11 protein-coding genes are annotated in these 15,129 nt (G+C 61.0%); 3 read left to right on the forward strand and 8 right to left on the reverse strand.

What is annotated here, in order from left to right; genetic code table 11:
* Nucleotides 1-72 precede the first annotated feature (72 nt).
* On the reverse strand, nucleotides 73-3,804 hold the full coding sequence (locus tag OOT33_RS00700) for a calcium-binding protein (protein WP_307748051.1): 3,732 nt from the start codon (nucleotides 3,802-3,804) through the stop codon (nucleotides 73-75).
* A gap of 282 nt (nucleotides 3,805-4,086) precedes the next feature.
* On the reverse strand, nucleotides 4,087-5,523 hold the full coding sequence (locus OOT33_RS00705) for a mannose-1-phosphate guanylyltransferase/mannose-6-phosphate isomerase (protein ID WP_307748052.1): 1,437 nt from the start codon (nucleotides 5,521-5,523) through the stop codon (nucleotides 4,087-4,089).
* A 497-nt stretch (nucleotides 5,524-6,020) separates the two neighbouring features.
* Here OOT33_RS00705 and OOT33_RS00710 point away from each other — a divergent pair, with 497 nt between their 5' ends.
* The gene (locus OOT33_RS00710) at nucleotides 6,021-7,040 is read left to right on the forward strand and encodes a polysaccharide biosynthesis/export family protein (protein ID WP_307748053.1); all 1,020 of its coding nucleotides are present in this window, start codon (nucleotides 6,021-6,023) and stop codon (nucleotides 7,038-7,040) included.
* Nucleotides 7,041-7,061: 21 nt separating this feature from the next.
* Here OOT33_RS00710 and OOT33_RS00715 read toward each other — a convergent pair whose 3' ends face one another.
* The 5 genes from OOT33_RS00715 to OOT33_RS00735 form a co-directional block, all read right to left on the reverse strand.
* Entirely contained in the window at nucleotides 7,062-9,047 is a 1,986-nt protein-coding gene (locus OOT33_RS00715) for a TonB-dependent receptor domain-containing protein (protein ID WP_307748054.1), read from the reverse strand.
* A gap of 144 nt (nucleotides 9,048-9,191) precedes the next feature.
* Nucleotides 9,192-11,000 (reverse strand): sulfate permease, encoded by a 1,809-nt coding sequence (locus OOT33_RS00720; RefSeq protein WP_307748055.1) that lies wholly within the window; start codon nucleotides 10,998-11,000, stop codon nucleotides 9,192-9,194.
* 15 nt (nucleotides 11,001-11,015) lie between these two features.
* Complete coding sequence (locus OOT33_RS00725; protein WP_307748056.1) at nucleotides 11,016-11,426, reverse strand: DUF6691 family protein; 411 nt, start codon at nucleotides 11,424-11,426, stop codon at nucleotides 11,016-11,018.
* Nucleotides 11,423-11,863, reverse strand: a complete 441-nt coding sequence (locus OOT33_RS00730) for a YeeE/YedE thiosulfate transporter family protein (protein ID WP_307748057.1) — start codon at nucleotides 11,861-11,863, stop codon at nucleotides 11,423-11,425. Before OOT33_RS00730 ends, OOT33_RS00725 begins: the two co-directional genes overlap by 4 nt.
* Nucleotides 11,860-12,777, reverse strand: a complete 918-nt coding sequence (locus OOT33_RS00735; protein ID WP_307748058.1) for an MBL fold metallo-hydrolase — start codon at nucleotides 12,775-12,777, stop codon at nucleotides 11,860-11,862. The genes OOT33_RS00730 and OOT33_RS00735 overlap by 4 nt, the downstream gene beginning before the upstream one ends.
* Before the next feature lie 98 nt (nucleotides 12,778-12,875).
* On the opposite strand from OOT33_RS00735, the gene OOT33_RS00740 reads away from it, so the two are divergent.
* Together OOT33_RS00740 and OOT33_RS00745 are read left to right on the forward strand one after the other, a co-directional pair.
* A complete protein-coding gene (locus OOT33_RS00740; RefSeq protein WP_307748059.1) occupies nucleotides 12,876-13,508 on the forward strand; it encodes a peroxiredoxin in 633 nt (210 codons plus the stop codon).
* On the forward strand, nucleotides 13,505-13,906 hold the full coding sequence (locus OOT33_RS00745) for a metalloregulator ArsR/SmtB family transcription factor (RefSeq protein WP_307748060.1): 402 nt from the start codon (nucleotides 13,505-13,507) through the stop codon (nucleotides 13,904-13,906). The genes OOT33_RS00740 and OOT33_RS00745 overlap by 4 nt, the downstream gene beginning before the upstream one ends.
* A 24-nt stretch (nucleotides 13,907-13,930) precedes the next feature.
* Here OOT33_RS00745 and OOT33_RS00750 read toward each other — a convergent pair whose 3' ends face one another.
* Nucleotides 13,931-15,109: a glycosyltransferase gene (locus tag OOT33_RS00750; protein WP_307748061.1), complete on the reverse strand. Its 1,179-nt coding sequence runs from the start codon at nucleotides 15,107-15,109 to the stop codon at nucleotides 13,931-13,933.
* Nucleotides 15,110-15,129: the final 20 nt, after the last annotated feature.

The raw sequence follows: 15,129 nt of genomic DNA on the forward strand, positions 1-15,129 counted from the left end.
CAGTTAGGCATAGGCGGCGAACATTTTTCAATCAACTGAATTGCCTTTAGGATTGCAGCATAGAATGCTTGGCTAAACAAACACATCGCCCACCAGCGTGCCTTGAGTGTTATAGGTGAGTACATGCTGGTTCCAGCTTTGGGTATTGTCCTGATCGAAGTCGACGAGGATGCGGGAGCCATCGTCATAGTTGCGGTCCCACAGGTCGATACGGGCCTGGGTGTCGAAATAGAGCAGCTCGTTGGCAAGGTTTGAGGCATTGGCCTGGTCGTAGTCGATGACGACGCGGCTGCCATCGTCATAGTTCTGGTCCCAGCGGTCGAGACGGCCCTGGTTGTCGTAATAGACGAGGCTGGAGGAGAGGGCGGACGCATTGGCCTGATCATAATCGATGACCACGCGGCTGCCATTGTCGTAGTTCTGGTCCCAGAGGTCGATCCTGCTCTGGCTGTCGTAATAGACGAGGTCGACCGAGAAGGCGGTGGCGTTGGCCTGATCATAGTTGATCAGCACCCGGCTGCCATTGTCGAGATAGCGATCCCACAGGTCGAGCCGGCCTTGCGTGTCATAGGTGATCAGTTCGGACGAGAGCGGGTCCACATTGGCTTCGTCATAGTTGATGACCTGATGGCTGCCATCATCGAAATAGCGGTCCCACAGGTCGAGGCGGGCCTGCGCATCATAATAGATGATCTCCGACGACAGGCTCGATGCATTGGCCTGATCATAGTTGATGATGACATGGCGGCCATCGTCATAGAGCTGATCCCACAGATCAAACCGGTTCTGGCTGTCGAAATACAGCCCCTGTGAGGCCAGCGCGCTCGCATTGGCGGGGTCGTAGTTGAAGATCACCCGGCTGGCATCATCATTGACCTGATCGACCTGGACCAGCCGATCCAGCGTGTCGTAATAGCTCACCACCTGAGCAGTCCCGTTCGCATTGCCGGGATCCAGAACCACAGATACGCGGCTGTTGTCGTCATAAAGGGTCGAGTAGTCGACAAGCTGCAACGACAGATTATAGGTCTGGATCTGGCGCGACCAGTTCTGGTTGCCGGCATTGTCGTTGGTCTCGATCTCCAGCAGCTCAAAACCCTGTGCCGCATAGTTGAACGAGGGGATCGCTATCCCATCCTTAATCACAAGACGATCAATACCAGCCCCGCCCGTGATGTTTGCACCATTGTCAGTGGCATCCCAGTACACCCGGTCATCGCCGTCGCCACCAGAAAGGGTGTCGGCATGAGACGTTCCTTTGATCGTATCGTTCCCCGTCGAGCCATTGATGGTCACCGTAATTGGCGCAGTCTCAAACTGCCAGCCAGAGAGATCAGTCGTACCAGCAGATGTCGCATTGACAATCACGCTGCCCTTGCCACGCAAGAGTGCATTCGCGCCAAACGCCGCAGCGTGCGCAGCGTCAATCGTTAGCTGGGCGTCGTTAAATGAGGGCTGTGAGGGATTGGATGAGACCGCGGCTGGAACCAGCCATATTCCCTCAACGTTTGTAAGTGTGCCAGCGAAACTAACGTTGCCCGTCACCTGAAGGTAATCGATCCCCGTTCCGCCGTCGAACGAATCGTCAGAATAATTCCCTTGCCCTATGGCCGAAAAAATTTCACTGACTATCATCACATCGGTGCCGCCGCCGCCTGAGAGTTGATCAGCACCGGAAACGCCGCCGTTCAGAAATTCTGTATCATTGCCGCCCAGCAAGATATCATTGCCACTAATGCTAAAAAGATACTCGACTCCGCTATGGTTCGTGTTGGCTTGTAGGGTCGACCCGCTAGATCCGTTTGCCGACAGGACCATGATATCCGAGTTCAACACCTGGGATGAACTCGTGGCAGGTGTGAGATCAAGGCTCCAATTGTTCCTAGTGATGTTTGGCATAGCGAAGGTGCCGGATGTCGGTGCATTGATTATGACGATGTCTTGGCCGACGCTTCCAGTGACCGTCAGTCCTGCGTTATTCGTGATCTGCGCCATGGTGAAGTAAACGTTGATCATTGTTCCAGCGTTGGCTTCAAACTGAAGTTGCTCGAACCCAGATATCGTCGACTGTTTCAAATCCACAGTATATAACGGCGGAACGTCCTGTGTTGGTATTCCAAAGGCGGAAATACGTAGTGTATCGGTTCCGGTGCCGCCATCGAATGAGCTATTTGCAAAGGGCAGGATGGGCTGCCCTTGGGCTCCAACGCTAGGCTCCGAACCAGTTACAACAATAGTATCATTGCCTGTGCCGCCTGTGATTTGATCTGGCCCGCCCGCACCAGCAAAGATAAGGTCGTTGCCGCCCGTGCCATCAAATAGATCGCCGAAATCACTACCAAAATACGTGTCGTCACTGCCAGTCCCCGGATCGTCGGAGCTTCCACCGCTTGCAATGAAAGATGCCTGCGACAATGATGCGAGTTGTGTATTTTTTATCGTCAGGCTGTGTTGCACACCTCCATAAGGAAAACTTAGCACGGTATCCGCGCCGACCTGGCTCAGGAATGGCTTGAGCATGTCGAAATTCGCGACGACGTCAGGGACAGCAATAAGATCCTGGCCGATCGTGAAGTCCATTATGGTGTCATTGCCATAGCTTGCGGCAAATATATCATTGCCGCTACCGCCTGTTAGAACGTCGTTGCCGTCGTCGCCTTCGAGAATATCGTCACCTGCACCGCCTGATATCGTGTCGTTGCCAATATCGCCGTACAAATAGTCTGTAGTGGCCGAACCGATTATATTGTCATTGCCGGAGGTGCCATAGACTTCGAAGTCTATGGCAGAGCCCGCCGCAATCTGAATCGGGCTAGCGTCGAAGCTATTCCCCTCCATCGTGTACCAGATTGAGCCAGTACCTTCGATCAGACCTACATTAAATTGGTCTGCAACGGTTTCGGTGATATCCAAAATGGTCGCTTGGAAACTGGCACCCAAATTTGAAGGCTGTTGAGGCGGTAGAAGCCGTATCTGTTCAATCGACGAGACCGTGCCCAGAAAATTCACGTAGCCGCCAAACGACATGGTATCAATGCCTGTGCCGCCATCGAAAGAGGAGGTAGAATAGGTATTGAACTGGCTGGGTGAATTAATGACATTAAAAAAGTCGTTGCCGCCGCCGCCCGATAGAGTGTCGTTTCCAGCCGTAGCGATAAGCACATCCTGACTGGAGCCGCCGAGCAAAGTGTCTCTGCCGTTGGGGTCGTTGCTACCTGCAAGCGCTTCCAAGCCGGTGTGCACGTCGGTTGCATGTAATGTATAATTGCCCGTTCCGACAGCCTGAAGCACCACGGAATCATTTAGTGTGGGTAATCCATTGACCGTAGTGTCAATGGTCCAGTTCGTCTTCGTGAAGCTAGGCATGGTATAAGAACCGGCGGCACCAGTTGTCAAAACGAGCACGTCCGATCCTGCGCCACCTTTAAGCTGCAAATTACTTGAAAAGCCAGCCGCAATTTGAGTAGTGGTCAGGATAGCCCATCTCGCCGAAGTGACCGTGGAATTGAAGTCTATGCCTTCGATTGAAGAAAATGTTGCATTCTGGAGCAGGTACAGGCCAACCGGGGTGTACGGACCAGTCAGAACTAGGGGCGAGGGCTGCAATTGCAGAGTATCGGTGCCGTTGCCGCCGTTGAATTGGTCATAGGGCCCGGTTCCAGATCCATCCACGGCGTCGAGCAGAAATACATCATTCCCGTCATTGCCGTTAAGGACGTCAACGCCACGGCCACCGTCCAGCGTGTCATCGCCGTTGGAGCCATTAAGAGTGTCATTACCTGTTGTCCCGGTGAACGTGCCCATAATCTCTTCCCCTAGATTTCGACTCAAGGTTAACTTTAGATTGATCTAGAGAGCAATTGATGTTTTTGGCAACTGTGTATGCCAGTCTCATGTCCAATATCGAGACGAAATACTTCGCTGTAACCTATAAAACGGTGGCGATTGGAAAAATTTTAACAAGATTTCAAAGCGCTTAGTCCTGTATTTCTGGTAACCCATACGGCATAACTGAAAGACTAAATTGAAGGAAGCTCAGGCCGCAAGATGTTAGTGCTGACCTGTGATAACTGATTCTAGGCCGTTTCAACTCCTCGCGTACCGGTCCTCATAGCGCACGATATCATCCTCGCCGAGATAGGCGCCGGTCTGCACCTCGATCATCTCGACCGGGATCTTGCCGGGATTTTCGAGCCGGTGCACCGCGCCCAGCGGCACATAGACGGACTCGTTCGCGCTCACCAGCTTGCTGAAATCGCCGATCGTCACCTGCGCAGTGCCGCCGACGACGATCCAGTGCTCCGCGCGATGGGTGTGGCTCTGGAGCGAGAGCGCTTGGCCCGGATTGACGACAATGCGCTTCACCTGAAAGCCGTTGCCGACTGCGAGGCTCTCGAACCAGCCCCATGGGCGCATGTCGCGCGGCATCGCCTCGCCTTGCCTAATGCCGCGCTCCTTGAGGCTCTTCACCGCCTCGCCCACGCGCTGGCTCGCGGATTTGGGCGCCACCAGCACCGCGTCCGGCATGGCGACGACGATCATCTCCTCCAGCCCGATGCCGACGAGCTCAAGCCCGCCCGCCTCAGAGCGCAGCATCGTGTTGCTGCAATCAATCGCGGTCGCCTGCACCGAACAGACATTCCCTTGCGCATCCGGTCCGCTTTCCTGCCATACGCTCTTCCAGTCGCCAAGGTCTGACCAGCCAGCGGAAAAGGGCATGACGGCGAGGTTCGAGGCCTTCTCCATGATGGCATAGTCGATCGAGATCGCCTGTGCACTGCCCCAGGCCTGCGCACCGAGGCGGGTGAAGCCGAGATCGGTGGCGCCAGTTTCTACCGCGGCGCTGATGGCGTCCAGCAATTCCGGCGCATGGGCGCGGTAGGCCTCGATGATAGCGCTTACGGAGAAGAGGAAAATCCCCGCGTTCCAGAGATAGCGGCCGGAGGCGAGCATCTCTGCCGCGCGCTCCGCATCCGGCTTTTCGACAAAGCGGACGAGCGACTGTGGCTCGGCTGCCGAGCGGGCCGCCGGGTCGGTCAGCTCCAGATAGCCATAGCCGGTCTCGGGCCGCGTCGGCTCGATCCCGAAGGTGACGAGATCGCCCGCATCCGCCCTCCCGGCGGCGGCGCGCACTGTTGCGCGGAAGGCACCCGCGTCGGGGATCAGATGATCGGACGGCAGGATCAGCATCAGCGCGTCGGGCGCCTGTTGCGCAAGCGCGAGCGCGGCGGCGAGTACCGCGGGCGCGGTGTTGCGCCCGTCCGGCTCGATCAGCACGGCAGCGGGCTTTTGCCCCACTGCGTCAAGCTGTTCCAGCACGATGAAGCGAAAGGGGTCACCGGTTACCACCAGCGGCGGAGCAAAGCCTTCGCCACAGGCAAGGGTGGCGGCGCGCTGAAACAGGCTGGTCTCGCCCATCAGCTCTGCAAACTGCTTGGGAAAACTCTTGCGAGACAGCGGCCACAGCCGTGTGCCCGAGCCGCCACAGAGAATGACGGGATAGATGTGGGAATGGGTCGTCATAAGAATGGATATGCCCCTTGAAGTAATCGTCCGCAGCCGCATGCCTATCCACCTCAACGCGATAAGCCAACAGCGATATTTGGTTTGGTAGAATTTGCGGGTCCCGATCGTTTCCTGATTCGCATGCCCTTTGGCGCACGCATGAGGCAGGACTGTTACGCCGGGCGATGTCATCGCGCCCACAGATGTATTCAAGAGTGACAAACGCCCGCCTGCAGTTATAGAGAACTGCGCGCGGTCGATGGCATTGGCAGAGCCGCACCGAGCGGAAGTACGAAGTGCCGGCAAGAGTGGTGATTGGTGACAGGTTTCCTCAAGGGCTCAAGATGACAGCTATATTCCATTCTAAGGCACACAGATGGATGCGTTCCGGATTATATTGGGCCCTGCCGCTATCCGTTGCGCTGGCTGGATGTACATCTTCCGGACCTTCGGCGCGAGCGGTAAAAAGCGCGGAAAACCAGGCCGTTGCCAACGCTGATATCAAGATTGTCGACGTGACCGACGCTGTTGCACGTCAGGTGATCGCCAGCAGTCGCTCCGCGCTTTTTTCGGAAGCTCTGGGCGATGGCTATCCGGTGGGGGCAATTGTCGGCAAGGGTGATGTGCTCGACATAGCAATCTGGGAAGCGCCGCCCGCCGCATTGTTCGGAGCGGCCGGCGGAGACGCGCGGCTCTCGTCATCCAGCTCCACCGCGCGCGGAACCTCGCTGCCGGAGCAGATGGTGAACAGCGATGGTCGCATCACCATCCCGTTCGCCGGCTCCATTCCCGCTGCTGGGCGCACGCCGCAGCAGATAGAGCGTGATATCGCGGGGCGCCTCAAGGGCATGGCGCATCAGCCCCAGGTGATCATTCGGCTCGTGCGCAACGCCACGTCGAACGTCACCATTGTCGGCGATGTTACGAACAGCGCGCGCGTGCCCCTCACCGCCAAGGGTGAACGGTTGCTCGACATTCTGGCTGCGGCGGGCGGTGTGAAGCAGCCTGTGGGCAAGACGACGATCCAGATTACCCGCGGAGAGAAGGTCGCGTCGCTGCCGCTAGAGGCCGTCATCAAGGACCCGCAGCAGAATATCCGCCTCCAACCCGACGATGTGGTGACGGCCCTGTTCCAGCCCTACAGCTTCACGGCCCTGGGTGCGACAGGCACCAATGCCGAAATCAACTTCGAGGGCACCGGTATTACGTTGGTTCAGGCGCTCGGCAGGGTCGGCGGTCTGCAGGATCAGCGCGCCGATGTGAAGGGCGTATTCGTCTTCCGGCTTGAGGAACCGTCCGCGCTCGATCCCGCGATTGCGAACGGCGCGCAAACGACGCCCGATGGCAAGATCCCGGTCATTTATCGTGTTGATATGAAGAACCCGGCGACCTTCTTCATCGCACAGGGTTTCCCGATCCGCAACAGGGACGTGCTCTACGTGTCGAACGCGCCGCTCGCGGATATGCAGAAGTTCGTGAACATCATCGCGTCAGTCGTCTATCCGATCATCGCCGTCCAGAACGCGACGAAATAGCGGAGAGCCGTTTACGCCGCTCTAACGCGCGAACTGCACTCCGACCCAGATCGTGCGCGGGGTGCCGAGATCGATCGAGCCGCCCGCATTGCGTGTAATGACCGCCTTGTCGAACAGGTTCTCGACCCGGCCTACCAGCGATGCGCCATGCCCCAGCGGAAGGCTCGCGGTGCCATCGACAGTGAGCGCGCCCGGCAGGGCGTCGGTCTGGAGATCGTCCTCATATTGCTTGCCGACATAGCGCAGGGTTGCGGAGAGTGACGGGCCGCGCGCGGGCGCCCATGCGAGGGTAGCACTCGCCGCATGGGCGGGGGTTTGCGCCGGGCGGAAGCCGTCGAACTGCTGCCCCGGCGCTCTGACCTTACTGTCGGTATAGGCATAGCTCGCGGAGAGGGAGGCATCGCCCCGCCGCGCGCTGGCATTGAGCTCTATACCCTTCGCCACGATCGCATCGACATTCTGGCGCCTGCGCGTTGTGGTATTGACGGTGACGTTGGCAATGGCTTTTTCCACGTGGATTAAGAAGGCGCTTGCCGAAAGCGTGACGCCGCCCGCCGGTTTCACGTCAAAACCCGCTTCAAAACCCTTGAGCGTCTCCGGTTTCAGGGCGGGATTCGCCTGTGTGGTGATGGGAAACACGACAAATCCGCGATAAAGCTCGTTCAAAGTCGGCAGGCGAAAGCCGGTATAGGCAGCGGCGCGGACGCTTGCCGCCTCGCTTAGCCGCAGCAGCGCACCGCCGCGAAAACTCACCCTCCAGTCCTTGCGGTCGACATAGCCGATATGGGTCAGCACGCCCGCCGGGCTGGTGCTGTCGTTGAACCCGTTGCGGATGCTCCAGCGATCCGCCCGCGCGCCGCCGGTCAGGATCAGCCGGCCCAAGGTCCAGTCGTCCTCGATGAAGAAGCCCGTCGTGGTCTGGTCGCCGCCCGCATGGCGATGCGCGGTCGCAAGGCCGGTGACGGTGCTATAGGGATCTTCATACATGTCGCCGGTAGCATAGCGCGTGTCCGCGCCGATGCGCAGCACATGGGCCTTGCCGACTGGCGGGCGCAGCTCGATCTTGCCGCCAATGCCGGTGGACGGCGTCTTGCGCTGGTCGAGCGTCTTGCGGAAATTCGTCGCGCTGATCACAACATTGCCGAAATCGCGCGCCTGCACATAGGCGAGCGCATCCACCTGCCAGGAACCCCGTCCGATAAGGCGGATGCTGGCGTCCATGCCCTCGCTGCGGCTGTCGGCCCCGGCAAAGCGCAGGGTGCGGTCGTCGCGAAACACGGTTGCGTGCGCCTGCAGCTCGAAATCGGTGCGCAGCGGCACGGCCGCGCGCACGGAGGTGGACCAGCTTTCGTAACGCGCGGTCACGCTGGCGCTTACGCGCTGGTTCTCCGGCGTCGTCCAGAATCCGTCGCCCCGATCCCACCGGCCTGAGATGGAGACGAACCCCGCGCCCAGATTGGGGGAGAAGGAGGCGGACAGCTCGCTCGCATCGCGGCTGCCATAAAAGGCGCTCGCCGAGAGGAGCGGCAGGTCTGCGCGCGTCGCGCTGGCGAGCTCGATCGTGCCCGCCACCGCCCCCGCGCCGAACGCGCCGACGCCACCACCGCGCGTGATGCGAATGAGCGAGAGCCGCTCCGGCACCAGCGCATTGAAGGGGATATAGCCAAAAAAGGGATCGGCGACGGGTATGCCGTCCAGCAGCACCAAAGTGCGGCTCGAAGCGTTGCCGCCCAGCGCCCGCACCGTCGCGCCCTGTGCCGAAGGATTGGCGGAGCGGCTGTCGGAGCGGCGGAACTGCTGAAATCCCGCAACGTCAGCCAATATCGTCTCGATCCGCCCCGATGCGCTGTTCGTCAGACGGTCGCGGTCGATCGTGACCGAGCCATAAGCCGGTGTCGCGGGCGGGAGCGGGAGCACGCCACCCAATACGACGATAGTGCTGTTTTCCTGCGCGGCGGCAGGCAGTGCGCATCCCAGCGCGGCGAGGGCGATAATATATCTTGGCATCGGGCCAGCCGTTTAGGGGCTTTGGCAGAGGAAGGGAAGGTGGGTTGCTGATCTTTGCGGCGGAGTGCAGCAGGGCGCAGCAGACTCACCGCAGCCGAGGGGAGCAACGCGCGACGCCCCACGATACGGCAAGAGCGCGCTGCGTTATATCATCCCCCTTGCAAGCCAGAGGTCGGATGGCCCTTGCGCCGCGTCCTCCGCATCCGCCAAAGCCATTGCGGTGGTGAACGCCGCGTTCTGCGAAAGAAAGATCTGCCCGGTAAGATCGCTTGGCAGCGCCGAATGTTCCAGCGCGTCCATCACCGGGCCTTTTACCTCGGAGAGGTGAAGCTTTACTCCGGCATCAGCGAGGCGATGGTTGATCGCCTCGATGCTCTCTAGTGCGGAGGCGTCGATGGCGTTCACGGCAGAACACATCAGGATCAGGTGCCTGAGCCTTGGCTGCTCGGCCACTGCCTCCAGCACATAGTCCTCCAGCCAGCGGGCGTTCAGATAGGTGAGGCTCTCGTCAATGCGGATGGTGAGGATGCGCGGATCGGTGAAGACCTTATGCCGCTTGACGTTGCGGAAATGCTCGGTTTCGGGAACGCGCCCGACAATGGCGGCATGAGGCCGCGATGCGCGCCAGAGGAACAGCGCCAGGCTCAAGCCCACACCGGCGATTACGCCCGGCTCGACCCCGGCCAGCAGGGTGACGAGGACCGTCGCCATCATCGCCGCGAAATCCGGTTTGGAATAGCGGAACACATGGGCGGGAGTCTTGAAATCGACCAGGCTGAGCACTGCGACGATGATGGTCGCGGCCAGCGTTGCGATCGGCAGCGAGGCGAGCAGCGGCGTCAGGAACAGCGCCGCGAGCAAGATCCCCATCGCGGTAAAGGCGCCCGCTGCTGGCGTTTCGGCACCTGCATCGAAATTGACGACCGAGCGCGCAAATCCGCCAGTCACGGGATAGCCGCCAGACAGGCTCGCCGCGATGTTGGCCGCGCCAAGGCCGATCAACTCCTGATCCGGGCGGATGCGCTGGCGCTTTTTGGCGGCGAGCGTCTGCGCGACCGAGACGCTCTCGACAAAGCCGATGATAGAGAGCAGCAATGCCGGCACGGCCAGTCGCTGCCACAGGTCCGCATTGAATAGCGGCACGGTGAACGGCGGCAGGCTTTGCGGAATCGCGCCCACCACCTTGACGCCTTGCGCTTCCAGATCGAGCGCGATCACCGCCAGCGTCGAAACGGCGACGGCGGCGATTGGTCCGGCTTTCGCGATCAGATCAGCGGGGCGGGCGGCGAGCCCCATGCGCATGAGCAGCGGCTTCAACCCCTTGCGAACCCAATAGAGAAAGGCGGTTGCCGCCACGCCGATCACCACCGTCGGCAGACTCGTCGCTCCAACATTCTGCCACAGTGTACGCAGCAATTCCGGCATGGCCTCGCCGCTCGCCCTGATGCCCAGAATGGACTTTAGCTGGCTCGTGGCGATGATCAGCCCGGAGGCGGTGATGAAGCCCGATACGACCGGGTGCGACAACAGATTGGCGAGGAACCCCAGCCGCAACACCCCCATCAGGACCAGCATCAGGCCAGAGAGCAGCGCCAGCACCATCGCAGCGGCGATGAACTGCGGGCTACCCGGCGGCGCGATGTCACTCGCTGCCGTCAGCGTCATCAACGATATGACGGCCACCGGCCCCACCGCCAGCGTCCGGCTCGTTCCGAACAGCGCGTAGGCGATGATCGGCAGGATCGAGGCGTAGAGCCCGATTTCGGGGGGCAGGCCCGCGAGCATTGCATAGGCGAGGCTCTGCGGGATCAGCATGATCGTGACGATCGCCGCCGCGACCAGATCGTTGGTCAGGGTCTCGCTCTTATACCGTCGCCCCCAGTCGAGAACCGGCAGAAACCGAGCAAGCCCGTTCATCATCAGCGTCCGATCCTGTGCGGCTTCACCATCCATTTTCGGTCCGTTCTGTTATCGAGTGGCTATCCGATGCGCGATCATTCCCCCCAGCATCGCCAGAACGACGATCAATGCCTTGCCGGGCGCGATTGCCAGATCGGCGAGCGCAGGCCCTGGGCACAGGCCGCTGATCCCCCAGCCGATGCCGAACAGAACCGCGCCAACGGCGAGCTTGCCGTCGATCCTGCTTGTACCCGGCAAATCGAAATGTGCGTCGGCAAAGGGCTTGTCGAGGCGACGCTGGATGACCCATGCTATCGCCATCGGGATCATCGCCCCGCCCATGACGAAGGCCAAGGTCGGATCCCAGTTGCCGAACAGGTCAAGGAAGCTCTGCACCCGCTGCGGATCGGCCATGCCGGAAAAGGCCAGGCCCGCGCCAAACAACAGGCCCGCGATCAGGGCGACCCCAGCGCGGTTCACAATACACCTCCCGCGCGCATTGCGACCACGGTCGCAAATCCCGCGCCCATGAACACTGCCGTGGCGAAGATGGATCGTCGGGACAGGCGGGACATGCCGCACACGCCGTGCCCGCTGGTGCAGCCCGATCCCAGCCGCGTGCCAAATCCCACCAGAAGCCCGCCGATGATGAGCGGGAGCGGGGAGTCGGGAAAGCGCGTGACAACGCCTCCGGTAAACAGCGATACGATCAGTGCGCCCAGAGGCAGGCCAAGGATGAAGGCGCCCGCTACAACGCGCGGCGCCCCGGTATCAGCTAGCCCTGTTGCGCGCGCGGCCATACCGCTCACGCCGGCAATGCGGCCCAGCCCCAACAGCATGATCGCTGCGGCCAGCCCGATCATCAGGCCGCCCACAAAGCCTTCGACCGGCATGGCGTGAGGGAAGACCGGTATCACAGCGCGTCCACCGGGATCTTGAGATAGGTCATGCCATTATCCTCGGGCGGCGGCATATGTCCGGCGCGCATGTTGACCTGCACCGATGGCAGGATCAGCCTCGGCATCGCCAGCGTCTTGTCCCGCGCTTCGCGCATCGCGACAAACTCATCCTCGCTCACACCATCGTGGATATGGATATTTGCCTTTCGCTCGGCCTCGACCGTCGTCTCCCAGGCATAGTTCGTCCGCCCTTCGGGCAGATAGTCATGGCACATGAATAGCCGCGTATCGGGCGGGAGCGAGAGCAGGCGGCGCGCCGACTGATAGAGCTTGCGCGCGTCGCCGCCCGGAAAGTCCGCCCGCGCCGTGCCATAATCGGGCATGAACATGGTATCACCGACAAAGACGGCGTCGCCGATCACATAGGCAATGCAGGCGGGCGTATGGCCCGGCACGTGCAGAACCGTGACATCCAAATTGCCGATCTTGAATGTGTCGCCATCAGCGAACAGGACGTCGAAGTCCGAGCCGTCGCGCCTGAATTCCGGCCCCGCATTGAAGACGGCGCCGAACACCTGCTGCACCGTGGCGATATGCTCACCGATAGCGATTTTGCCGCCCAGTTCCTTTTGAAGGTAGGGCGCAGCGGAGAGATGATCGGCATGCGCGTGGGTTTCGAGCAGCCAGTCAACGGTGAGCGCCTCGCCCTTGACATAGGCGCTGATCGCGTCGGCCGACGCGCGGGAGGTGCGGCCCGATGCGGGATCATAATCGAGCACGCTGTCGACGACTGCCGCCCGGAGGGTTTCGGGGTCATGCACCACATAGGAGACGGTGAACGTCGGCTCGTCGAAAAAGGCCTTGATCACAGGAGCCCCGGATTGCGCCGCGCGAACCTGCGCGGAGGCGGTTGCAAGGGCTGTGTCGCTCATGAGAAGCTCCTAAAATTACATATTTACATAAAATATGTAATTGATTAATGTGGGCGCGTCAAGAGCGCCCTAATGGCGATTATGAAAGAGCATCACGCATGCAGGATGAGTACCCAATGGACAGCAGGCCGCCGCTGCGCATCGGCGATTGCGCGCCGGATTTCGGCGCACGCAGCACCGCAGGGGACATAAAATTATCGCAGTTTCGCGGAAAATGGCTGGTCTTCTTCTCTCACCCGGCGGATTTCACGCCGGTCTGCACGACCGAATTCGTCGCGCTCGCACAGGCTGCTGGCCGGTTCGCCGCGCTCGGCTGCGCCTTGCTCGGCCTGTCGGTCGACAGCCTGTTTTCGCACCTGGCCTGGATACGCGCGATCCGGGAGGTTTTTGGCGTCACGATTGGTTTTCCTGTAATTGAGGACCCCAGCATGGCGGTGGGCCGCGCGTTCGGGATGATCGATGAACGCGCGGGCGATAGCGCCGCCATCCGCAGCACCTATTTCATCGATCCAGAAGGGGTCATTCGCGCGATCACGACCTATCCGCACAATGTCGGGCGCTCGGTGGAAGAAATGCTGCGAATGGTTGCGGCTCTTCAGTGCGCAGCAGGCGATACTGTGCTGACTCCCGAGGGCTGGCAGCCGGGCGAGCCTGTATTGCTGCCGCCGGCGAGAGCGGCGGGGGACGCGGACGCCGCAGACTGGTTCTGCCGGCGGGTGGCTGCGCCATGAGCGCGCTCTATCAGAGCCGGGCGCTTGCCGATGCCGCAACCGAGAAGCTCAAGGTTTACGCCCAGCCACAGCGGCTGATGATACTCTCTTGCCTGCTGCGGGGGGAGAAGACGGTGGGCGCAATCGACATAGCGACAGGGATTGGCCAGCCCGCGCTCAGCCAGCAACTAGCCGAACTGCGTCGCGCCGAGATGGTGAGGACTCGCCGCGAGGCGAAGCAGGTCTTTTATGGCCTCGCCGACGACAAGGTCGGGCTGTGCGTGCGCAGCATGGAGGCGATTCTCGGTGACAGCGCCGGTCTGCCCGGGGCGCTTGGCTCCGCTCTCCTATCAGGGCAAGTGGAGCAAGCGCTACCAACCACGCCTGCCGGGGCCGCCGCCTTTGCGCGGATCGGGTAAGGCGACTGCCAGCTGGGTACCGCGTTACGGCACCGGGCTGCGGCTAATTAGTGCGCCGCTGCGCCGTTGGGCGCTGACGCGGGAGTAGGTATCGAGCATCGCCTGATTGAGGGCATCCCACCGGTTACGTTTGGAGAGGTCGAGGCCTGCCGCGCCGTGGCGCGCGCGTAGGTCGGGATCGGTGCAATACTGCTCCAGCGCGTCGGCAAACTGCCCGACCGCGCCGGGGCGGATCAGGCGGCCGGTCACCCCGTCGCGCACCAGGCTGTCGCTGCCTGTCGCCTGCGCCGCCACCACTGGCAGGCCGCAGGCCATCGTCTCCAGCGTAACATTGCCGAACGCCTCGGTGACGGAAGGGTTGAACAGCATGTCCATGCTGGCGACCGCGCGGCCAAGCTCGGGCCCGGTGACAAAGCCAAGGAAGCGCGCGTCCGGCAGCCGATGCTCGAACCAGCCCCGCGCCGGGCCTTCGCCGATTACCATTACACGGTGCGGTACCTGCCTGCGTTGTAGCTCGGCGATCGTATCTGCAAATATGTCTAGGCCTTTTTCCATGACGACACGGCCTATGAAACCGATCACCGGCAGGTCGGCGGGGATGCCCATTGCGGCGCGCCAGGCGAGATCGCGATTTTGCGGCGTGAAGATGCTGTCGTCGATGCCGCGCGTCCACACGCCTACGTCATAACTCATGCGCTGTTCGCGCAACATCTGCGCCAAAGTCTCCGACGGCGCCATTATTGCGTCGCAACGACGGTAAAAACGGCGCAACATCGCCTCCACCAGCGGCTCCAGAAAGGCCAGGCCGTAATAGCGCGGATAAGTCTCGAACCTCGTATGCACCGAGGCTACGACCGGCAGACCATGCTGGCGCCCGTAATTGAGCGCGCCGTGGCCGAGCGCGTCGGGGCTTGAGACATGAATGAGCGTGGGCGCGAAAGCACGCAAATCCCGCTTCACGGCCCGCGTGAGCCCGCGCGAGAAGCGATACTCCGGGCGGCGTGGGATCGGCCATGACGGCACGCTAACCAGATCGCCCTCCGGCTCGAACGCGGGCGTATCCGTCGTCGGCGAATAGACGCGCACCGCCACGCCCTGGCGGAGCAGATAACCGACCAGCTTGTTGAGCGCCTGATTGGCGCCGTCTTTCACATAATTATAGTTGCCGCTGAACAGCGCAACACGCATCGGTTGATCTGGCATCGGCCCTCTATAGACACGGG

This window comes from Sphingobium sp. DEHP117, assembly GCF_030867385.1.
In the GTDB taxonomy this organism is placed as follows: domain Bacteria; phylum Pseudomonadota; class Alphaproteobacteria; order Sphingomonadales; family Sphingomonadaceae; genus Sphingobium.

Bases quoted from the DNA above. Each gene is read 5' to 3' on its own strand.
- OOT33_RS00700 (WP_307748051.1), bottom strand. From the start codon at position 3,804: ATGGGCACGTTCACCGGGACAACAGGTAATGACACTCTTAATGGCTCC.
- OOT33_RS00705 (WP_307748052.1), bottom strand. From the start codon at position 5,523: ATGACGACCCATTCCCACATCTATCCCGTCATTCTCTGTGGCGGCTCG.
- OOT33_RS00715 (WP_307748054.1), bottom strand. From the start codon at position 9,047: ATGCCAAGATATATTATCGCCCTCGCCGCGCTGGGATGCGCACTGCCT.
- OOT33_RS00720 (WP_307748055.1), bottom strand. From the start codon at position 11,000: ATGGATGGTGAAGCCGCACAGGATCGGACGCTGATGATGAACGGGCTT.
- OOT33_RS00735 (WP_307748058.1), bottom strand. From the start codon at position 12,777: ATGAGCGACACAGCCCTTGCAACCGCCTCCGCGCAGGTTCGCGCGGCG.
- OOT33_RS00740 (WP_307748059.1), top strand. From the start codon at position 12,876: ATGCAGGATGAGTACCCAATGGACAGCAGGCCGCCGCTGCGCATCGGC.
- OOT33_RS00745 (WP_307748060.1), top strand. From the start codon at position 13,505: ATGAGCGCGCTCTATCAGAGCCGGGCGCTTGCCGATGCCGCAACCGAG.
- OOT33_RS00750 (WP_307748061.1), bottom strand. From the start codon at position 15,109: ATGCCAGATCAACCGATGCGTGTTGCGCTGTTCAGCGGCAACTATAAT.